Source organism: Paenibacillus sp. NPDC058367, assembly GCF_042723305.1.
Taxonomy (GTDB): domain Bacteria; phylum Bacillota; class Bacilli; order Paenibacillales; family Paenibacillaceae; genus Paenibacillus_AQ.
This window is the reverse complement of sequence record NZ_JBHXIZ010000013.1, coordinates 1-21,599: the sequence shown is the minus strand read 5'-3', so window position 1 is coordinate 21,599 and position 21,599 is coordinate 1. Positions and strand designations below refer to the sequence as shown.

The window sequence follows — 21,599 nt, the reverse complement described above, 5'->3', positions numbered from 1 at the left end:
GACATCCTGAAATAGGAGAGTCGAAGCCTTTTTGAATTGAACACAATGAATTAGTTTACGATTTGCCTGCCGTACTAAGTTTGCGTTTGAGTTGACTTACTCTGGCTTGACTGATCCCAAGAATTTCAGCAAGCTCTTTCTGATTGGCATATGGATGTTCTTCTATGGCCCGCTCCAGGCGTTGGCACATATCCTCTGTCTTCGTCTTCCGGATCGTGCTGCTGTGTTCTGACACTTCGCCTGCAAAATCTTGGCGCGCCTCAGGCACTTGAGACATGCGTTCAGGGTCGGCAATTTCTTTTAGACAGCTACTGCAAATAAATTGCTCTTTATAGTAGGTGACATGGTCGTGGCTTCTGCAAAACGTACATTCTGTCGAGGTGTACTTCCTGAGTATGATGGTGTTATCGTTTAATATAAAAAATTCGATAGGATCACCAATGTCGATATTACGAGTCATACGGATTTCTGCGGGAACCACAATTCTCCCAAGACTGTCTAAACTCCGGATCATGCCTGTATCCTTCATCCCATGTCCCTCATTTACATCTTTATATTTTGGTTGCTACTAACTATTATAGCAGTAATTGTGAGTTAAGAGAATGGGGTGAATATAATTAATGAAGCGGTTACATCCTTTGTGGGAGAAGTGAAAATCGAGTTTGGCCATCCTATGGATTCTACAATAAATAAGTAATAAAAAAGAAAAACCTCTTCAATTAATGAAGAGGTTAATTCAACCACCAGCGTTTAATATTGTTCCACAGGGAACGACTTTCTTCAGCAGGATCTACTTTGCTTTGTACATCATCGACAGCGGGAGCTTTGCCATGTTGATCACAGTATTCGGTGGGCTCAGTTCCACTAATGAAAGTCTCCAGTTCTTTTTCGGGACAGGCTGCTGTAGCTAGCTTACCGGATTGCGGATTGATGTATACACTGACTACGCCATCTGGAATGGGAAAAATCTTAGGCGGGATATTTTCCAACGCTTTTTCAGTAAACTCCGCGAAAATTGGAGCTGCCCGTCGGCCATCGGTAGTTGTGATGTCGCGCCCCTTGTCATATCCAACCCAAACTGCAGTGGACAGCTCGGGGGTGAAGCCTACCATCCAGCCGTCTGTATCCGTAGTTCCAGTCTTGCCGGCTACCGGACGTTTGATTATAGAAGCTACACGGTTTCCTGTCCCCCCAGTCTCAAATACTCCCTCCATTAAACGGGTCAACACATAGGCGGCAGAAGGCTCTACAATGGCTTCACCCTTTGGCTGTGGTGCTTCATACAGCACCATACCATTGGAATCCGTTATTTTTAGAATGGCTGTGGTTGGCATTTTCTGACCACTGTTTCCAATAACAGCGAATGCCGCAGCCATTTCTAGCGGACTGATCGGTGAGGTACCGAGTGCCAGTGACGGCACGCTTTGAAGCGGACTATCAATGCCCATCTTGCCTGCCATCTCGCTCACCTTATCTGCGCCGATCTTCATGATCGTATTCACAGCATAGATATTGTCGGATGCTGCAATGGCTTGTCGCATATTGATTTCGCCCAGATACTTATCCCCGAAGTTCCGAGGCTGGTAGGTTTTGCGATTGTTATCATAATGGAACATCGTTGGCTGGCTTTTGAAAACGGAAAGACTAGTCATCTCTTTAGAAGAGAGTGCTGCTAAATACATGATCGGCTTAAAGGACGAGCCAGGCTGACGTGTGGTGGCTAGAGCATGATTGTATTGGTTGGTACGATAATTTTTTCCGCCGACCATAGCTTTAATGTAGCCAGTGCGAGGATCGATGGAAACAAGGGCGGTCTCCAGATCACTCTTTTGATCCATCTCTTTGTCGACTGCTTGTTCTGCGGCATGCTGCATGTCAGGGTCCAGGGTGGTGTAAACATTTAGTCCCCCTTGTTCCAACTCATCACTGCTGATGTTAAGAGATTCTGTGGCCAGATTGCGAATATAATCTCTGAAATAGGGTGCAACCACAGTGGTATCCTTCTGGCCTTGTGGTTTTAAGTTCAAGTCCTCCTGAACAGCTTGTCCCGCTTCTTCTTGTGTGATTTCTCCTAAATTAGCCATGACAGTCAAAATGATTTTTTGTCGTTTTTTAGCGTTGTCTAAATGATTGTACGGCGAATAATAGGTTGGTCCTTTTGGAATCCCAGCTAGCATGGTACTCTCTGCCAAGTCTAAGTCTGCTGCAGATTTACCAAAATACATTTGAGAGGCTGCTTCGATGCCATAGGCACCATGGCCATAGTAAATGTTATTTAAATACATGTTCAAGATTTCATCTTTGCTGTATTTCATCTCGAGCTGCATCGTATACAAGGCTTCTTTAGCTTTACGCGTCCACGTCTTCTCGTGGGATAGATAAAGATTTCTCGCGAGCTGCTGAGTTAGCGTGCTAGCCCCCTGCGTTCGGTTTCCCTCTTCCAGATTGACGAGCACTGCCCGAGCCATCCCCTTCATGTCAAATCCGGAATGCTCGTAAAACTTACGGTCCTCGACGGCTAGTGTGGCTTCAATGAGCAGGGGAGAAATTTGACTTAATTTGACCGGTTCACGGCTACGCCCGTCTGAGGTAAAGGTGGCAAGAATATTGCCCCTGGAGTCGAGTAGCTTGGAGCGCACATCGTCGCCAATGGGAGGGAGATCTTTTTGGTATAGGTAACCGAGCAGAGCTCCCGTGGTCAGTAGAAACAATATAATCATGGCTACCAGCAGCCGGAATAAACGGCGGAAGCGGCTTTTTCGTTTGGGTGGACTCGTTGATTCACGTGACATGACACCAGACTCCCTTCTCCTTGTATTATGGGAAAGGAACTGGAAGGATATTCATTGTATAACTAGGTGATCTGTTAAAGGGACTATCACCGGAGGAGATTTAAATAGGAGATGACAAACTGTTTCCATTTTGTGACTATTCAATGGTGGATCATGCGTGCTTCAGGAGGTATAAAAGAGTAGAGATTGAAAGCGAGGGTATATATACAATAGGAGGTGTCATTATGAACTGGACGAAAAAGATTCACAGATCGACAATAACCGCCCTTTCGGCGACGCTAATAATGGTTTCAGGCTGGGGTGCATCAGCTTCTTCTGTACATGCTGCGGCATCGGCTACACCAGCGGCGTGCGGCACTGGAGATCATGGGCTACTACAGTCTCTGCAAAACAAGCATTCAGGAGACGTATCCACACCGCTTACCTTTTCTGATGTTCAGTTTCTGAATGGAAATATCGGACGGGCAGCAGGCAATGGATTTATGATTGGCACTTCTGATGGAGGCTGCAATTTTCAAGAAATTTATGAAGGCCAATGGAGCTTTAAACAGATTGATTTTCCCGATAACGTGCATGGTTTTGCCCTTGCTTCTGTAGAAGACAGTCAAGCTCGATATTTAATCAGTACCTCTAATGGCGGCTCAGAATGGAAAAGACTTTCGAATAAAGCTGTTAGCTTTGAAAGAATCGATTTTTTCGACAGTAAGATTGGTTTCGGGTATAACAGGGCATCAACGTATTACACCAAGGACGGGGGACTTAGCTGGAGTAAGATTTCAACCCCATCCAATACACGTGGTGCTTATTTCAGTGATCGTAATACCGGCTGGGCTGTTGTAACTGTGCCTGGAACCGGCTACCGAATAATGAAGACTACAGATGGTGGGAAAACTTGGAGTTTATCGTTGAAGGCAGCCTTTTCTGATCCTGAGTATGGCCAAATCACCGCGAAGGGAGATCAAGTTGATGTGGTTCTCTTTGGCGGCTCAGGGATGAGTCAAACCTCATACTCCCTATATACAAGTACGAATAAGGGGAAAAGCTGGAATAGAGTGATCGCCCAGGAAACTGCTGGGGGTGGACCTTCCCCGGGTAGTGGAAAAGCTGTAGTAAATAAAGGGCCTGCGTCTGGCAGACCGGGAAATTTGGAGCTGATAGGGAACAATACGACCTTCTTGGTGGGTTATTCCGACGCAGCAGAAAAAGTAGCGGTAGGACGCACATATAACGGTGGCAAGCAGTGGACCAATCTTCCGGCGATTGCTGGGTATGAAGGAGTAATCTCGTTCACTAGTAATAAAGAAGGCTGGCTAGCCGTTCGCGAACGCGATTATTCATCGTTATATGTAACTAAAGATGGCGGCGCTTCTTGGCAACTTAGATTTTCGTTGAAAATTTTGTCCTTGTAACAGGCGGGTTAGTAAAGGTAGCGATCATAGCTTTTAGTTTTCTAAACGGTTCCTAAGGGAACCGTTTTTTTGTGATTATGAAGTTGGTTGCACTTGTGTACAGTTTTACTACATGTTCCAAGTGTGCTTTTATCCATCAATATGGTAAAATTTTATGAGCTAAGCTAGATCTAATGGATTCTGAGATTGAAATGCTTCTTTGAACTGGATATAGTGTACAATGGGAAAGCGAATAGGCCTTTGAATGAATATAAAAATGTTTAAGTTTTACGACAGGCGTTTTTCTTATGCAGATTGCAGAGGCTTGCAGAATGGAGGAACGTGTGATGCCCGAACTACAGTCTAACAAATATGACGTCTCTATTACGCTCGTGAGCCTTCAAGATGGTCAGCGGAATGTTATGAAAGCGAATGGAGAGGTAGTATCCAAAGGACCGCATCTATATATTCAATATGAAGAGTTAGAGCAAGGCCCTCGAGGAGAGGAAATTTCTGTTCGTACAACAATAAAGATTGCAGGCAATCAGCTAAAGCTAATCCGCCACGGTGGGATACAGTCGGAACAGAGCTTTCAATCCGGACGGCGTCTGCCGGGATTCTATCGTTCACCATATACACAGTTTAATCTTTCTACAGAAACGAACAAGCTGGACGTGGTGCGCGAAGGGCGCTCCCTAACGGTTGCATGGGAATATGATTTGTACGTATACGAGGAATTGTCAGGAAAGTTTGCTATTAGTTTGCATATACAGGAGGAACCGAAATTATGACACAGAGAAAGAATCCGTTGGAGCTAGTGAATGAACGGGTAAAAGAAGCCATTGCCGATGCAATTGTAAATGCAGGAATTGTTGCACCGGAAGAGGTTCCGGATATCGTACTGGAAGTACCAAGAGATAAGGCACACGGTGATTTGGCTACGAACGCTGCTATGCAGCTGACCAAAATCGCAAAACGTAACCCGCGCCAGATTGCTGAGGCAATTATAGAACATTTGGATACAAGCAGCGCTTCTATTGAAAAAGCTGAGATTGCCGGACCAGGCTTTATTAACTTTACGTTGTCCAAGAATTATTTGTACCCAATTATCAGCCTTGTTGCTGAGCAGGGTGATGATTATGGCCGTATTAACATCGGTCAAGGTCAGAAGGTTGAAATGGAGTTCGTCAGTGCTAATCCAACGGGTAGCCTTCATTTAGGACATGCTCGTGGTGCTGCTGTCGGCGATGCGCTTTGCAACGTACTCGATTATGCAGGCTATCAGGTGACACGGGAATATTATATTAATGATGCCGGTAACCAGGTGGTCAACCTGTGCAAATCCATTGAAACTCGTTACCTGCAGGAGCTGGGCCAAGAAGCAGAAATGCCTGAAGACGGTTACCATGGCGAGGATATTAAGGGATTTGCTAAAGAGCTTGTGGCTGAAAAGGGTGATACACTACTCGAAATGAGCCCGAGTGACCGCGCAGCTTTTTTCCGGACTTATGGACTTAATAAAGAGCTCGATAAAATCAAACGTGATCTGGGACTATTCCGCGTAAACTTCGATATCTGGTTCAGTGAGACTTCCCTGTACGAGAACGGAGAAGTGTTACGCTCGCTAGACGAGCTTCGTGATCGTGGAGAAGTTTATGAGCAGGATGGGGCAACCTGGCTGCAAACGACTAAGTATGGCGATGATAAAGACCGCGTTCTGATTAAGAACGATGGCACATACACCTACCTTACACCGGACATTGCTTATCACAGCGATAAGTATGGCCGTGGTTACGATAAAATGATTAACATTTGGGGTGCGGATCATCATGGCTATATTCCGCGGATGAAAGCGGCGATGTCAGCACTTGGCAATGATCCTGAGAAGTTAGTGGTTCTGATTGCTCAGATGGTCAGCCTGTTCCAGAATGGTGAAAAGGTTAAAATGTCGAAACGTACCGGCAAAGCGGTTACGATGGAAGATTTGATGGAAGAAGTAGGAATCGATGCGATTCGTTATTTCTTCACCATGCGTAGCATGGATTCCCATCTCGATTTCGATATGGACTTGGCGATCTCTACTTCTAATGAGAACCCTGTATTCTACGTTCAATATGCGCATGCGCGTATCTGCAGCATCTTCCGTCAGGCAGAGGAGCAAGGGATCTCCATTCCTGATTACGCTGAGATTGACTTCTCGAAGCTGACAGCAGTGCATGAATATGACCTGCTGCGCAAAATTGGTGAGCTCCCAGCAGAAATTGCTGTTGCGGCTGAAGGTTATGCTCCACATCGCCTCATCCGTTATGTATATGAGCTTGCTGCGATGTTCCACAGTTATTACAAAGCTGAACGTGTAATCACTGAGGATGCCGCTCAAACCGTGGCACGACTTGCACTGCTTGGTGCTGCGCGTACCACCATTGATAATGTCCTGCGTCTTGTTGGTGTTTCCGCACCGGATCGCATGTAATTCAACATCAAACGACAAAAAATCCGCCTTCCGGTTCCCTGGGAGGCGGATTTTATTTTGTGCCGTTCTTCGCACCGGCACAAGCTGCGCTCACGTCAGAGTGACCCACCCGGTGCCCGGGCAGGGTCTATACGTTCGCGGATACCGCCCGCTTGGCCCTCACTCCTGCTTTCAGCAGGCGTAGGGCATCGGCAGCGCCGCCGCCAAGGGATGCGCGTCGCTGCCCCTTGCGCAGCCGCACCGGGGACGCGGTGCGGCGCAAGAGCAGCTTCAGCTCCCTTGGCGAGAGCCCCGGTCGCACCGAGAGCAGCAGTGCAGCGGCTCCCGTGACATGAGAGGTCGCCATGGAGGTGCCGCTCATCTCTTTGTAGCCCTCCTTCAGCCAACAGGAGGTCACGCCTTCGCCGGGACCATAGACATCGATATAAGAACCGCGGTTGCTGAAGCCGGCAACACGATGTCTTTTATCGATGGCGCCCACGGCAATCGTCTCAGGATAACGTGCGGGATAGTCCCCGCCACGTTTGCCGTCATTGCCGGAGGAGGCGATGATAGCGATTCCGGCTCGGTACGCTTTAATAACCACATTGTGAAGCGCTTTGCTTCTAGTTTTCATTCCGAAGCTCATATTGATGATATCTATTCTGTTCTGCACGCACCAATCAATACCCAGCACAATATCAGACACATAGGCTGATCCACTATGATCAAAAGCCTTGACTGGATATAGTAGTGCCCGTGGTGCTACACCCATCATCCCACGATTTCCCCCTGCTGCCGCTAAGGTCCCGGCGATATGAGTTCCGTGACCGTTATCATCCAGCGGCAACATTCCGCGGTGTAGTAGGTTGACCCCTGAGGCTAATGAATGCTTCAGATCGGGATGGCGGTAATCAGCTCCTGTATCGATTACGCCGATTTTGACGTGAACTCCAGTTGATTTGGACCATGCCTGAGGAGCATGAATGGCTTTTACTCCCCAAGGGAGTGTAGCGGTTCCGCTTTTTTCGTTAGCTATAGAATGGATTTGTATTTGTAGATCCTCTTCGACATTTAGGAGATCTGCAAATCGGTTCATTAGTTTTCCAGCTCCGGCAGCAGGCACAAAAAAGGCCCGAATCAGCGGAGATACCTGCACTTGCCGCAGCTCAGGCTGCTTCGCTTTCAGCGCCTTCCATTGTGTAAAAGCTCCGGCATACTGGCGGGGATCATTGAAGGTAAGAATACGCCGCTCACCATTGTTGGGGGCAACCGATATTTCTTCAAGAAGCATGTGCCAAAATTTGTAATAGTCCATAGGTTTCGCTGTCCCCTCCTCGGTGCCCTGCTGCCATATTGTATGAGTGGAAGAGGGGGTCCGAATGGGAACTTGCCCTTTTTTAACGAAATGGGCTGCCCATCGTGTCAAAAGACGGCGCTTTACATAAAATAGACAGAAGAGATTAACACTCTCTTTGTAACATCACGTAAGGAGCCGATCCTTGGCGTGGATACAGTCATGCGCGGAGGGTTTCCTCCGCCTTTTTTTATTTAAAAGGAATTATAAGTTTCACACGGGTACATATGTTATGGGCTTATCCTTCTTCAAGATGGAGACAGGTTTCTGCTATGGATAACAGCCTGAAGGCTCTTTCTGTCAGCTGTTACCGCTTTTGACTTGCAATTTGTTGTCAAATAGGTTTTACTTAGTTTTGTTAATGGATATTATTGAAATAAACCGTAATGTGAACAATGCGTGAGAGGAAGTGTCCTTTAGTGAGTACGCCACTCAATTTAAAGCTAGACCCTGAGAAAGTTAAAGAAATGCCGATGGTGGATTTGGCCTTTCTAGTGCTTAAGGCAGCCAATACACCGTATTATTACCGTGATCTGATGGTCGAGGTAGCCAAGTTGCGCGGCATGACCGATCAACAAAGCCAAGATACTATTGCCCAGTTATATACCGAGATTAACATTGATGGGCGTTTTGCCTGTGTCGGAACCAACCTTTGGGGATTGAAACGCTGGTATCCTCTAGAGCGCTCTGATGATCCGGTTGGTAACACCAAACGCGTGCGTATCATCAACGATGAAGACGATGATTTGGAAGATGACGACTTTGCTGAAGAAGAAGAAAACTACGCTGCTGAAGAAGAGGATTTCGACGCTATCGACGAAGATCGCGACGACCTCTATTCCGACGACGACAGCGAAGAAGAAGTTGACGAAGATGTCGTGATCGATGAAGATGACATAGACGAAGATGACTCAGATGAAGACGATGCAGAAGATGACTCAGATGAAGACGATGCAGAAGCTGACAAGTAAGATAAATAATTTCAAAGAGTCTTGCTGATGGTATAATTCCTCCCTTGACAGTGGGGGAACGTCAGAGTAAACTATTGCATGGGCTTATCATGTAAGTTAATAAACGCGTTTCTTAAAATAAAAAGTGCCCCGGTTCTACGGGTGTCACTTTTTTGTTTTTTTAGATGCAAAGTAGCTGTAGTTTTATGTGATTTGCGGGACAACGTTTTATGTTTTCCCCGGTGAATCAAACTTTTGATTTCCCCTGTTTTGATGATAGTAAAACGGGTTACGATAAACACCATGCGCCGCTTTTATGTCTGGACTTTATTTAGGAGGGTTTTACAGTGACAAAGTATATTTTTGTAACGGGTGGCGTTGTGTCTTCCCTGGGCAAGGGCATTACCGCCGCTTCGCTGGGCAGGCTGCTCAAAAACAGAGGTCTAAAGGTAACGATTCAGAAATTTGATCCGTATCTTAACGTAGACCCTGGAACGATGAGTCCTTATCAGCACGGTGAAGTATTCGTAACCGATGACGGTGCGGAGACTGACCTTGACCTTGGACACTATGAACGGTTTATTGATATTAATCTGTCAAAGAACAACAATGTGACGACAGGTAAGATCTATTCATCTGTAATCAGCAAGGAACGTCGTGGAGAGTATTTGGGCGGAACTGTACAAGTTATCCCACACATTACGAATGAGATCAAAGAACGCGTGTTCCGTGCAGGCCGCGAGACCAACTCTGATGTTGTAATAACAGAGATTGGTGGAACCGTAGGTGATATTGAAAGTCTTCCGTTCCTGGAAGCCATTCGTCAGATCAAGAGTGATATCGGACGGGAAAATGTGATGTATATCCACGTAACCTTGATTCCTTATATCAAGGCTGCTGGAGAAGTGAAGACAAAGCCGACACAACACAGTGTTAAAGAGCTGCGCAGTATCGGTATTCAACCGAATGTCATCGTGTGCCGTACGGAATATGAGCTTTCCGCAGATATGAAAGCGAAGATCGCACTCTTTTGCGATATTGATGCTAATGCTGTTGTGGAATGCCGCGATGCTTCAACGTTGTATGAAGTTCCATTGAATCTTCGTGATGAAGGATTGGACGAGATTGTTGTTAATCATTTGAAGCTTACAACACCTGCACCAGATATGCGTGAATGGGAAAGTATGCTTGAACGGATTCAGAAGCTTGAAAAAACAGTGGAAATTGCGATTGTTGGCAAGTACGTAGCCCTGCATGACGCTTATTTGAGCGTTGTTGAATCACTTTCACACGCAGGCTTTGCTGCTAATGCAGAGGTTAAGATTCGCTGGGTGAATGCAGAGGAAATTACGGATGAGAACGTGGACGAAATGCTGCGTGGTATTGGTGGTATTCTTGTTCCTGGTGGTTTCGGTGATCGGGGAATTGAAGGTAAAATCTCCGCGATTCGTTATGCCCGTGAGAAATTGATACCTTTCTTCGGAATTTGCTTAGGTATGCAAGTTTCCGTAATCGAATATGGCCGTTCTGTTCTAGGTCTACAAGGTGCGAATAGCTCCGAAATCGATCCGAACACACCATATCCACTGATCGATCTGCTTCCTGAGCAGAAGGATATTGAAGATATGGGCGGTACTATGCGTCTTGGCTTGTATCCTTGTAAGATTGCTGAGGGTTCCCTGGCAATGTCTTGCTACGATGATGAACTGGTTTATGAGCGTCACCGTCACCGGTATGAGTTCAACAATACGTACCGTGATGAGATTGAAAAAGCAGGTCTGGTTATTTCCGGAACCTCTCCAGATGGCCGTTTAGTTGAGATCGTAGAGCTTCCGGGACATCCTTGGTTCTTGTCGGTTCAATTCCATCCGGAATTCACTTCACGTCCGAACCGTCCACAACCGTTGTTCCGTGATTTCGTCAAAGCTTCTTTGACTCATTCCGAACAGCAGTAATTTTGTAAATATAATCGGAACCTGCGGGTTCTGTATCAAACCTGAAGAGCCTCCCATAGGAGGCTCTTTTTTTTAACTATTCGAAAGTATAAGTTGTTCATCTATTCTTTATGTCTAATATTTTTCGCTTAAACGCTTACCGTCCTTATAGGGACGCCGAAGGTGTTTATGCCTGTTTGTCCATTTTGAAGAGCTCCGTAAATGACATCACTGTAATTCAGACTCTTTATTTACCCATTTTATCCAATTAGCAGGATTTGAGCAGTGAAGCACGAATAATAGGTTTCGTATGGGTTAGTTTCTGAAGGGGCCGTTAGCTGTGGAGAGCGCGGTATAGTCAATCTGGCTTAATCTCTGGGAGGGTATTATATGGAAAAAAAGAAAGTGTTAATTGTCGATGATCAGAATGGGATTCGGATTCTTCTTATGGAAGTGTTCAATAGCGAAGGATATACGACATTTCAAGCAGCTAACGGAAAATTGGCCTTAGACATTGTTCGCAGTGAGTCTCCTGACTTGGTTTTGCTCGATATGAAAATACCGGGAATGGATGGACTCGAGATTCTGAAGCATCTGAAGGAACTAAATCCATCCATTAAGGTCATAATGATGACCGCTTATGGGGAGCTGGATATGATTAAGGAAGCAACCAAGCTAGGCGCATTGATGCATTTCACAAAGCCATTTGACATCGATGAAATGCGGGTAGCGGTCAATATGCATCTTCATAATAAGTCTGTAGATCAATGCAGTTAAAGTGATATTTTCTGTATCGATTCTATTTGGTTATGGTGATTATAAACAGTTTGAGTGCAAATGCTATACGGGCTGGATAAAAATCGTCCCACCGGGACATTTTTTTGTTTATCCTATTTAGTATTTGACTCAGGATGTGTTATAATAAGCCTGTATGTGATGTCGGTTTAAAAACATAGCCAACCAACATTCTTAGGAGGATGAAACCATGCCATTAGTATCTATGACAGACATGTTGAACAAAGCACTTGAAGGAAAATACGCAGTAGGTCAGTACAACATTAACAACTTGGAGTGGACACAAGCTATTCTTGGTGCCGCTGAACAAGAGAAATCACCAGTAATCCTTGGTGTATCCGAAGGCGCAGCACGTCACATGGGCGGCTTCACTACTGTTGTTAAAATGGTAGAAGGTCTAATTATCGATATGAATATCACAGTTCCTGTAGCGATCCACCTTGACCATGGATCTAGCTTTGATAAATGTAAAGCAGCAATTGATGCTGGATTTACATCCGTAATGATCGACGGTTCCCACCACCCAATCGATGAGAACATTGATATGACTAAAAAAGTCGTTGAATATGCTCACGCTAAAGGTGTTTCTGTAGAAGCAGAAGTAGGTACTGTTGGTGGACAAGAAGACGACGTTATCGGCGGCATCATGTATGCTAAGCTTGATGAGTGCGTACGTATTGTTAAAGAAACAGGTATCGACACTTTGGCTCCTGCACTAGGTTCCGTTCATGGACCTTACCATGGCGAGCCTAACCTCGGATTTAAAGAAATGGAAGAAATCCGCGACGCTACTAACATCCCAATGGTTCTTCATGGTGGTACAGGTATTCCTGAACATGACATCAAGAAAGCTATCTCCTTGGGTACTTCCAAAATCAACGTAAACACTGAGAACCAAATCGTGTTCGCAAAAGTTGTTCGCGAAGTTCTAGCTGCTAAACCTGATGCTTACGATCCACGTACATTCATCGCACCAGGTCGCGATGCGATCAAAGAAACCGTTATCGGAAAAATCCGCGAATTTGGATCCAACAACAAAGCCTAATCATTGTTAGCTTCCGCCACAGGTGGACAAGCAATTTGTAAAGGGCAGGGTGTAGCTCTGCCCAGTTGAATAGTTTGATGAGGAAAGCACACCGCTTAGCCGGTGTCTTTCCATTTTCATCACTAAAAGTCCACAGCACGTATTGCCCACACAGCTGCAATACACGTAGGGGGAAATTGATAAATCTATGGAAAAATTAATGATTGGCGGTGGACGTCCGCTAGAGGGCGTTGTAACCATCAGTGGAGCAAAGAATAGTGCTATTGCACTTATTCCTGCGGCGATTTTGGCCGAATCTGAAGTTGTTCTTGATAATTTACCGTCCCTTAGTGATGTAGCCGTTTACTCCGAAATCTTGCAAGAGCTTGGCGCAAGTGTATCTTGGTCAGGCAACCAGATGAAAATTGATCCTTCGCGTATTGTATCTATACCTATGCCTAATGGTCCGGTTAAGAAACTTCGAGCTTCGTATTATATGATGGGAGCTCTACTTGGAAGATTCAAAGAAGCGACAATAGGTCTTCCCGGTGGTTGTAACTTCGAACCTCGTCCAATCGATCAGCATATCAAAGGATTCGAGGCACTGGGAGCAACAGTTACCAACGAACATGGTTCTATCCACTTATATGCTAAAGAGCTACGCGGTGCGAAGATTTATCTAGACGTATCAAGCGTAGGTGCCACTATTAACATCATGCTGGCGGCTTCACGTGCCAAAGGCTCCACAATTATTGAAAATGCGGCTAAAGAGCCTGAGATTATAGATGTAGCAACCCTATTGAACTCTATGGGCGCTGTTATTAAAGGCGCTGGTACAGAAACCATCAGAATCGAAGGGGTATCGGAGATGCACGGTTGCCGTCACTCCATTATTCCCGATCGGATTCAAGCAGGAACTTATATGATTGCCGCTGCGGCTACGCGTGGTAATGTGTTGATAGATAACGTTATTCCTAAGCACTTGGAAGCTTTAACGGCCAAGCTTTTAGAGATGGGCGTTGAGATTGAAGAGCTTGACGAAAGTATTCGCGTTATAGGTAGAGCTAATTATGAGCACGCAGATGTCAAAGCGTTGACCTATCCTGGCTTTCCTACAGATTTACAATCTCCTATGACAAGTATGTTGACACAGGCGGAAGGCGTTAGTGTGCTTAGCGATTTCGTCTACAGCAACCGTTTTAAACATGTGCCAGAATTGGTACGAATGGGCGCGAAAATACGCGTTGAAGGCCGTTCTGCAATTATTGAGGGTGGTAAGCTTAACGCTGCAAAGGTGAAAGCGACCGATTTACGGGCAGGCGCTGCTCTTGTCATTGCTGGATTGACAGTAGGGGATGGGATCACCGAGGTGACCGGCGTAGAATATATTGACCGTGGTTATGATAATTTAGTGAGCAACCTTCGACAACTTGGTGCTCATGTTTGGCGTGAGAACGAATAAAATTAGGATATCCCGTTTGGAAGGAGGTTTATTTGCTTATTTACCGCATATATCCTTCCAAATTGGGTATTAATATCCTAATGGGCATTTTAATAGACTCATCATTTTGCCTAGTAGATAGACTAGGGCGAACTCATTTAAAAATTGAATAGGTGGTTATTACATGGATCTTCAAATTTCCGATTTGGAAGAAATGAAGCTGACCGAGTTGTATAAGCTGGCCAAGAAATACCAGATCCCTTATTACGGACAGCTGAAGAAACGGGAACTGATCTTTGCGATCCTTCGGGCACAGGCAGAGCAAAGCGGTCTTATGTTTATGGAAGGCGTACTGGAAATTCTACCCGAGGGCTATGGATTTCTAAGGCCGATTAACTATTTGCCTAGCGCTGAAGATATTTATATCTCAGCCTCACAAATTCGAAAGTTTGATCTCAGAAGCGGAGATCTTGTATCTGGGAAATGCCGGACGCCGAAAGAAAATGAACGATATTTTGGCCTGCTTCAAGTCAATGCCGTTAATGGCGAGAACCCTGCTAGCGCAGCGGAGCGACTACATTTTCCAGCATTAACACCACTTTATCCGCAAGACAAGCTACCGCTTGAAACATCCCCTACTCATTTGTCTACCCGAATAATGGATTTGCTCGCTCCTGTAGGTTTGGGGCAGCGGGGTTTGATTGTAGCACCTCCTAAAGCAGGAAAAACGCTCCTCTTGAAAGAAATTGCCAATAGTATTTCCACTAATAATCCTGAGATTGAACTCTTTGTATTGCTAATAGATGAGCGTCCCGAAGAAGTAACTGATATGCAGCGTTCAGTAAAAGGCGAAGTGGTTGCATCGACGTTTGATGAGCTTCCAGAGAATCATATTAAAGTGGCCGAACTTGTGTTGCAAAGAGCTCTTCGTTTAGTTGAGCACAAGAAGGATGTAGTTATTCTTTTAGATAGCATTACCCGTCTTGCACGTGCGTATAATCTTGTGGTTCCACCATCTGGGCGCACGCTTAGTGGGGGGATCGACCCAGCAGCCTTTCATCGGCCGAAACGGTTTTTTGGCTCTGCACGGAATGTAGAAGAGGGCGGTTCACTGACTATTTTAGCAACTGCTTTAATTGATACCGGATCACGTATGGATGATATTATTTATGAAGAGTTTAAGGGTACTGGTAATATGGAGCTTCATTTGGACCGCAAATTGGCGGAACGCCGTATATTCCCTGCTATTGATATTCGTCGTTCAGGTACACGTCGTGAAGAAGTGCTCTTGAGCAAAGAAGAGCTTGATACGATCTGGGCGATTCGCAAAAATATGAATGAATCCTACGATTTTGTGGAGGGATTCATCAAAAAGCTGCGTGATACAAAGACTAATGCTGAATTCTTAGCATCATTTGACGTTGCGGGAGCTAAACAATCGCCAAATGGAACTGCGAGTAGCGGAGGAACTTCCAACAGTGGTACGGCTGCTCGTCGCACAACACGGGCAAAGACTTCTTCAGTGCCTACAACTTGAGAATTGATAATAAGAGGAGACTAACATGTATTTGGTATATGCCGACGGGCAAGGAAACGTATATGATCATCCAGAACTGTACGGGTTAGCCCGTAGTGGAGATATGATCGTTGAAATGTTGGAGGAAGAGTTGATACCGCTGCCTGAAGGCGCTACTCTTGTGGGCTTGCCTAGTACGCGGGCTGTGGGTATGGATCCTGAGACAGGTGAAATGATGGCGTTGCCGGATGGCTCACAGGCTGTAGGCGCGCTGCTGCCTCAGGGCTATACTCGCTTGTGTCTTCCTGGGTATGTAAAGACAGATAAGTCTTACAAGCTTCCTCTGTTTGGGTATTCGGCTGTAGTGTGGAAGGATGGCGGGTTCTATGTTGCGGCAGATCCAACCGATAATCCGGAGAAGTGGAACCCACTGAACTGTGATAAACAGGATCTTGAGGTAAGTGTTGGCGAGTTGACTGCCAAATATCCTGATAACCGTCTCTATGAGCATCTTTCTAACTGTGCGCTTGGTTATGAATGCCTGACTTCCTCCAACACCTTCTTAGGGCGCTGGGAGGGCGGTGTGCCTGTCTCTTATTCATGTAATGCTGGATGTTTTGGCTGTATTTCTGAGCAACCTGATGATAGTGGTTTTGTGTCTCCGCAGACTCGTATGAATTTCCGACCAACGGTTAATGAAATTTCACAAGTTATGTTGGAGCACTTGAAGACGCCTGAATCGATTATCAGTTTTGGACAAGGCTGTGAAGGTGAGCCTTCTACGCAGGCAAAACTTATTATAGAAGCAATCCGTGAAGTGCGCTCGATTACTGACATGGGCTACATTAATATCAACACCAATGCTGGCTTAAGCGATCATATTCGTGGAATCGTCGATGCTGGGCTGGATTTGATGCGTGTCAGCACGATTAGTGCTCTAGATGATCATTACAATGCTTATTACAAACCACGTGGCTACACATTGGCTAATGTAGAGAAGTCTTTGAAATATGCTGCCTCGCAAGGTGTTTACACATCGATCAACTATCTGATTTTCCCTGGAGTAACTGATCGCGAAGAAGAGATTGAGGCGATGGTGGAGTTTGTAAGACGTACGGATCTGAAGCTTATTCAGATGCGTAATCTGAACATTGATCCAGAGAGTTATCTGGAGTTAATTCCTCCTGCTAAGGGTGAAATTCTCGGCATGAAGACAATGCTGGAAATTTTCCGGGACGAATTGCCGGATGTTGTTATTGGTTCTTACACACATGTACCACCAGCAAATATGGCTCGGGTAAAGCAACGGCAACTCAACATTTAATAGATTAAATGTACCAATGAATTACCAATGAAACATATTGATCAATTGAATTTTTCGTGCTAAAATACCACAGTGTAATCATATAACTCTGGGTCCGCATGAGGCTTAGGGCATGAGAGGTGAAATTCAAAATGCAAGCAGCAATTCAACCAAAGTATAACTTAACTAAGGTAACCTGCGCATGTGGCAACTCTTTCGAAGCTGGCTCTGTTAAACAAGAGCTTCGTGTTGAAATTTGCTCCAGCTGCCATCCTTTCTTCACTGGCAAGCAGAAGTTCCTGGATGCCGGCGGTCGCGTTGATAAATTCAAGAAGAAATACGGTATCTAATTGGAATAGCCGCTTAGCGGCTTAATGGTTAGATCGAGCTCCCAGCTTTCTCGCTGGGGGCTCATTTTATGTCTTGGAGTTGATTTTTGTCCGAGCGTGAGCTATACTTATCTTCGCCGTGCTAGACGGGGAGGTAGCGGTGCCCTGTAACTCGCAATCCGCTGTAGCGAGGTTGAATTCCTGTTAGAGGTGCTATCGATGTGAGGCCTTGGTTCCTACGGGCTGTGTTGACGGTTGGGTCCTCCGCAATGAGTGCTTATGAACCTGGTCAGGTCCGGAAGGAAGCAGCCATAAGTAAGTTTACTCTTGTGCCGGAGGGTGGCCTAGCCCGAGCAGTCATGTAGGGTTGCCGCTTGGATCGTAGTCATCAATAACAGGTGCACGGTTTATAATTCTGTTTATAACAGCATCTTTGCCACAAGCAAAGATGCTTTTTGTTTTTGGTCAATAGCCGATGAATATAGTATAATAAATTTGCGACAAATGCCGGGAAAGAGGCAGCCTAAGAGAGGGTAATGCATAGTGGAACATATCGCGCTGTACCGTGCTTGGCGGCCGCAGTCGTTTCAAGACATGGTTGGACAACAGCACATTATCCAAACGCTGCAGAACGCAATTCGTGAACAGCGGGTTTCGCATGCCTATCTGTTCAGTGGTCCGCGGGGAACTGGTAAGACAAGTGCTGCTAAAGTCTTAGCGAAAGCGGTCAATTGTGAACGTGGGCCAGGTCCGGAGCCTTGCAACGAGTGTCCTTCCTGCTTGCGAATCACTGCGGGTAATGTGATGGATGTGCAGGAAATAGACGCGGCATCTAACCGGGGCGTAGAAGAGATTCGCGACCTCCGGGACAAGGTGAAATATGCACCTACCGAGGTGCGCCGTAAAGTGTATATTATTGATGAAGTGCATATGCTGACAACAGAAGCATTTAATGCGCTATTAAAGACATTGGAAGAACCGCCGTCACATGCAATGTTCATCCTTGCGACTACGGAACCTCATAAATTGCCAGCGACGATCATTTCTCGTTGTCAGCGTTTTGACTTCCGCAGAGTAGCTTTGGAAGAGCAGACAGCACATCTAAGTGCTATCTGTGAGAAGGAAGGGATTACAGCTGATGTTAACGCATTGCAGTATATTGCCCGCCTTTCTGATGGAGGTATGCGCGATGCAGTGAGTTTGCTGGATCAGATTTCATCTTTTACAGATGGCAAAGTTACGTACGAACAAGTCCTGGGGATGACCGGAGGGATACCCTCTGAGCAATTTGCACGTCTTGCCACTGCCATATTGGAAGGTGATATGGGTCTTCTGCTGGAGCTTGTTGAACAGCTTATGCATGAAGGTAAGAGTGCTGATAAATGTCTAGAGAATCTTATGTATTATTTCCGTGATTTATTGATGATTAAGATGGTACCTGGGGCCGATCAACTGACGGAGCGAGTGCTTAATCCCGCCGAGTTTAAAGATATGGCCACCGCATTTTCCCGGGATCGTCTGTTTCAGATCGTAGATACACTTAATAAGTACCTGGGTGAAATGAAATATGCTACTCATCCACAGACTTTGTTTGAAGTCGCGCTGATGAAGCTTTGTAGCTTGCAGCAAGAGGAAAGTGAGACCGCATCAGCTGCTCCGTTAGGTGCATTACAGGCTGGGTCAGGGGTGAATGCTCCTGTAGTCCACTCTGGTGAACTGGATCTGCTCAAGAGACAGATTACTGCGCTGGAGAAAAAGCTGGAGCAGGCATTGCAGGCCGGTGGTATTTCCGGAGGTGGGCGAGATGGTGCCTCTTCTGCGAAATCGAATCCGACTCCAAGTTCTGCGCCTAGAATCTCTGCAACCTCCAAAATGCCTCCAAATGTTGATAAGTTTATTGCTGGTAAGGATAGTCCTGATTTTGCAGCTATCTACAAACAGTGGAGTCTTGTCTTGCAAGGGGTAAAAGAGGAGAAGGTAACGGTTCATGCGTGGTTTGTAGACGGAGAACCTGTATCTGTAATGGACGATGCTGTGCTTGTTGCGTTTAAGAACACGATTCATCGTGATACAACGGAGAAGCCAGCAAACAGACAGGTCATTGAGAATGTGTTTGCAGCGCGTCTTGGTAAACCTTATAGACTGGTAACTATAATGCAGCGCGATTGGAACGAAGCCGCTCAGAAGTCAGTGGGACAGCCTAGCAAGGAAGAGTTGCGGCTAGAGCATGAACATGATACTGCAGATGCGAAATCTGAACCTTGGATTGATGAGGCTATCCAGCTTTTTGGAGAAGACCTTGTTGTCATAAAAGAGTAATGTAAGCATACTAGCGCAAATTGCGCATTCCAAAGGAGAGATGATGTATGAATAATATGAACCAAATGATGAAGCAAGTTAAGAAAATGCAGGAGCAAATGCTTAAAGCTCAAGAAGAACTAGGTGGCAAGGTAATTGAAGGCTCATCAGGTGGCGGTGTAGTTACAGTTCAAGTTAATGGCCACAAAAAGTTGCTTTCTATCCAAATCAAGCCAGAAGCTGTTGATCCGGAAGATGTTGAAATGCTACAGGATTTGGTAATCACTGCAGTTAATGATGCTTTGACTCAAGCTGAAGACCTTGCGAACAATGATATGGGTAAATTTACTGGTGGAATGAAGATCCCAGGCTTGTTCTAATTCACTCACTCCACTTTCGTCTAAAGGAGAATTATTAATTTGTATTATCCCGAACCGCTAGCCAAGCTGATCGATGCTTTTACGCGCTTGCCCGGGATTGGGCCGAAGACAGCCGCCCGGTTAGCTTTTCATGTGCTTAACATGAAAGAGGATGACGTCATTGATTTTGCTAAAGCGCTAGTAAGTGTCAAGCGTAATCTTCATTATTGCTCCGTCTGCTGTAATATTACGGATACGGACCCGTGTAAGATATGTCAGGACAAAACTAGAGATCCTTCAGTAATCTGTGTGATCCAAGACTCCAAGGATTTGGTGGCAATAGAACGAACCAAAGAGTTTAATGGGTATTATCACGTTCTTCAGGGTGCGATTTCACCTATGGAAGGTATAGGCCCTGATGATATTCGCTTGAAGGAATTATTGACTCGTTTGAGTGATGAAAGAGTGAGTGAGCTTATCATGGCGACTAACCCCAACATTGAGGGTGAGGCAACGGCGATGTATATTTCTCGTTTAGTTCGGCCTTTTGAGATTAAAATCACCAGAATAGCCCATGGCTTGCCTGTTGGTGGCGATCTTGAATATGCCGACGAGGTTACCTTGTCCAAAGCGTTGGAAGGTCGTCGTGAGCTATTCTAGTAGCTCTAAAGTCGTGTTTTTCAAAAGGAGGCCCCCTGGGCCTCCTTTTTTTGTTCTAAGTTTGTCCCTATCCCGATATGAATGAGAATAACGAGATGTAATTTTGCATCGAAATTATTCTGAGGAGGAATGAGTAATGGGATGGTGGACCTCATTGTGGCGGGGAGCAGATGAAGAACAGGGTAGAAAAGATACGGAGGGCTGGGAAACGTTGCTGGAGGTTCGTAAGGCGCAATCTGAGTGGGAGAGAGCGTACCTAATGTTTGATGAAGCGTTGGGTCAAGATCAAATTGATTATGCTATTTATATTTTAGAGGCAGCAGAGCGCAAGTATCAGATACATCTCAAACATGCAAAGAGCATTGGATTAAATAGCAGTCAGATGTAGGCGCTAGTCAAAAGGAAATATAGGAGGGATCAACATGCTAAGAATGTTAGCTATAGGAGTACTAGTCATATCGGTTGTGTTGTTGAGTGTAATTGTATTCCGAAAAAAACTTGGCTTTGGATGGCTTAGTCTGTTCGGAGCTCATTTGGTACTGGCTGCGCTCGCGATATATGTAGTGAATTTCTCGGGTTTAATCACACAAGTTCATATTCCCTTGAATCCCGCAACCATAGGCGCAGTAACGGTTCTTGGCCTTCCAGGCGTAGTAATGTTAATAGGATTAAGAATTATTTTGTTTTAATGCTTGACGTGAGTTTGAAAAATATGATACATTAAGTCTCGCCCCTTTGGACAAGATGTTGATTAACAACTTGCTGAAACGGTAAGCGAAAAAAAGAAATTAAAAAAACGCTTGACGAAAACAAAGGTGCTGTGATATATTATAAAGGTCGCTGCTGACAAGCAACGACAACGAAAGATGAGACATTGATCTTTGAAAACTGAACAACGAGTGAGTGGGAAATCACGAAAGTGAAATCCAAAATTAGAGAATTAATTTTCTCGTCAGATGTTTCAAAATGAGCATATCGCTCTTTTCAATACTAATTGGAGA

19 protein-coding genes and 1 other RNA gene are annotated in these 21,599 nt (G+C 45.4%); 17 read left to right on the top strand and 3 right to left on the bottom strand.

From position 1 onward, the window contains the following. Positions 1–55 precede the first annotated feature (55 nt). Complete coding sequence (locus tag ACFWMP_RS31090; protein ID WP_076286897.1) at positions 56–529, bottom strand: AbrB/MazE/SpoVT family DNA-binding domain-containing protein; 474 nt, start codon at positions 527–529, stop codon at positions 56–58. Positions 530–731: 202 nt separating this feature from the next. Next, entirely contained in the window at positions 732–2,792 is a 2,061-nt protein-coding gene (locus ACFWMP_RS31085) for a transglycosylase domain-containing protein (RefSeq protein WP_339244219.1), read from the bottom strand. 224 nt (positions 2,793–3,016) lie between these two features. On the opposite strand from ACFWMP_RS31085, the gene ACFWMP_RS31080 reads away from it, so the two are divergent. The 3 genes from ACFWMP_RS31080 (at position 3,017) to argS (ending at position 6,653) form a co-directional block, all read left to right on the top strand. Further along, positions 3,017–4,201 carry a beta propeller repeat protein gene (locus ACFWMP_RS31080; RefSeq protein WP_379426143.1) on the top strand — a complete coding sequence of 395 codons (1,185 nt, stop codon included), beginning with the start codon at positions 3,017–3,019 and terminating at the stop codon, positions 4,199–4,201. A 326-nt stretch (positions 4,202–4,527) separates the two neighbouring features. Then, positions 4,528–4,971: a YwiB family protein gene (locus ACFWMP_RS31075; protein ID WP_339248356.1), complete on the top strand. Its 444-nt coding sequence runs from the start codon at positions 4,528–4,530 to the stop codon at positions 4,969–4,971. Beyond that, positions 4,968–6,653 (top strand): arginine--tRNA ligase, encoded by a 1,686-nt coding sequence (gene argS, locus ACFWMP_RS31070; RefSeq protein ID WP_379426141.1) that lies wholly within the window; start codon positions 4,968–4,970, stop codon positions 6,651–6,653. Before ACFWMP_RS31075 ends, argS begins: the two co-directional genes overlap by 4 nt. A 127-nt stretch (positions 6,654–6,780) precedes the next feature. Here the strand turns inward: argS and ACFWMP_RS31065 are convergent, their stop codons facing one another. Next, positions 6,781–7,950, bottom strand: coding sequence for a S8 family peptidase (locus ACFWMP_RS31065; protein ID WP_042183970.1), 1,170 nt, complete (start codon positions 7,948–7,950; stop codon positions 6,781–6,783). Positions 7,951–8,408: 458 nt separating this feature from the next. Here ACFWMP_RS31065 and rpoE point away from each other — a divergent pair, with 458 nt between their 5' ends. The 14 genes from rpoE to ACFWMP_RS30995 all read left to right on the top strand — a co-directional run bounded on the left by rpoE (position 8,409) and on the right by ACFWMP_RS30995 (position 21,287). Further along, positions 8,409–8,960, top strand: a complete 552-nt coding sequence (rpoE, locus tag ACFWMP_RS31060; protein WP_042183972.1) for a DNA-directed RNA polymerase subunit delta — start codon at positions 8,409–8,411, stop codon at positions 8,958–8,960. 326 nt (positions 8,961–9,286) lie between these two features. Further along, entirely contained in the window at positions 9,287–10,894 is a 1,608-nt protein-coding gene (locus ACFWMP_RS31055) for a CTP synthase (protein ID WP_042183974.1), read from the top strand. Positions 10,895–11,263: 369 nt separating this feature from the next. Further along, positions 11,264–11,650, top strand: a complete 387-nt coding sequence (locus ACFWMP_RS31050) for a response regulator (RefSeq protein ID WP_042123230.1) — start codon at positions 11,264–11,266, stop codon at positions 11,648–11,650. 208 nt (positions 11,651–11,858) lie between these two features. Continuing rightward, positions 11,859–12,713 carry a class II fructose-1,6-bisphosphate aldolase gene (fba, locus tag ACFWMP_RS31045; protein ID WP_036679934.1) on the top strand — a complete coding sequence of 285 codons (855 nt, stop codon included), beginning with the start codon at positions 11,859–11,861 and terminating at the stop codon, positions 12,711–12,713. A 187-nt stretch (positions 12,714–12,900) separates the two neighbouring features. Further along, complete coding sequence (locus ACFWMP_RS31040) at positions 12,901–14,154, top strand: UDP-N-acetylglucosamine 1-carboxyvinyltransferase (protein ID WP_379426136.1); 1,254 nt, start codon at positions 12,901–12,903, stop codon at positions 14,152–14,154. A gap of 163 nt (positions 14,155–14,317) precedes the next feature. Then, a complete protein-coding gene (gene rho, locus ACFWMP_RS31035) occupies positions 14,318–15,670 on the top strand; it encodes a transcription termination factor Rho (RefSeq protein WP_042123234.1) in 1,353 nt (450 codons plus the stop codon). 25 nt (positions 15,671–15,695) lie between these two features. Beyond that, positions 15,696–16,973: a radical SAM family protein gene (locus ACFWMP_RS31030; RefSeq protein ID WP_042183978.1), complete on the top strand. Its 1,278-nt coding sequence runs from the start codon at positions 15,696–15,698 to the stop codon at positions 16,971–16,973. Positions 16,974–17,104: 131 nt separating this feature from the next. Beyond that, positions 17,105–17,302 carry a 50S ribosomal protein L31 gene (gene rpmE, locus ACFWMP_RS31025; protein WP_042123239.1) on the top strand — a complete coding sequence of 66 codons (198 nt, stop codon included), beginning with the start codon at positions 17,105–17,107 and terminating at the stop codon, positions 17,300–17,302. A gap of 116 nt (positions 17,303–17,418) precedes the next feature. Beyond that, an RNA gene (ffs, locus tag ACFWMP_RS31020) (signal recognition particle sRNA large type) lies at positions 17,419–17,687 on the top strand. 137 nt (positions 17,688–17,824) lie between these two features. Continuing rightward, on the top strand, positions 17,825–19,600 hold the full coding sequence (gene dnaX, locus ACFWMP_RS31015; protein ID WP_379426133.1) for a DNA polymerase III subunit gamma/tau: 1,776 nt from the start codon (positions 17,825–17,827) through the stop codon (positions 19,598–19,600). Positions 19,601–19,647: 47 nt separating this feature from the next. Next, entirely contained in the window at positions 19,648–19,959 is a 312-nt protein-coding gene (locus tag ACFWMP_RS31010) for a YbaB/EbfC family nucleoid-associated protein (RefSeq protein WP_042183982.1), read from the top strand. A gap of 39 nt (positions 19,960–19,998) precedes the next feature. Further along, positions 19,999–20,598, top strand: coding sequence for a recombination mediator RecR (gene recR, locus ACFWMP_RS31005; RefSeq protein WP_042123249.1), 600 nt, complete (start codon positions 19,999–20,001; stop codon positions 20,596–20,598). Positions 20,599–20,734: 136 nt separating this feature from the next. Continuing rightward, entirely contained in the window at positions 20,735–20,986 is a 252-nt protein-coding gene (locus tag ACFWMP_RS31000) for a DUF2508 family protein (protein ID WP_052404100.1), read from the top strand. Positions 20,987–21,029: 43 nt separating this feature from the next. Continuing rightward, positions 21,030–21,287, top strand: coding sequence for a pro-sigmaK processing inhibitor BofA family protein (locus tag ACFWMP_RS30995; RefSeq protein WP_371915754.1), 258 nt, complete (start codon positions 21,030–21,032; stop codon positions 21,285–21,287). Positions 21,288–21,599 lie beyond the last annotated feature (312 nt).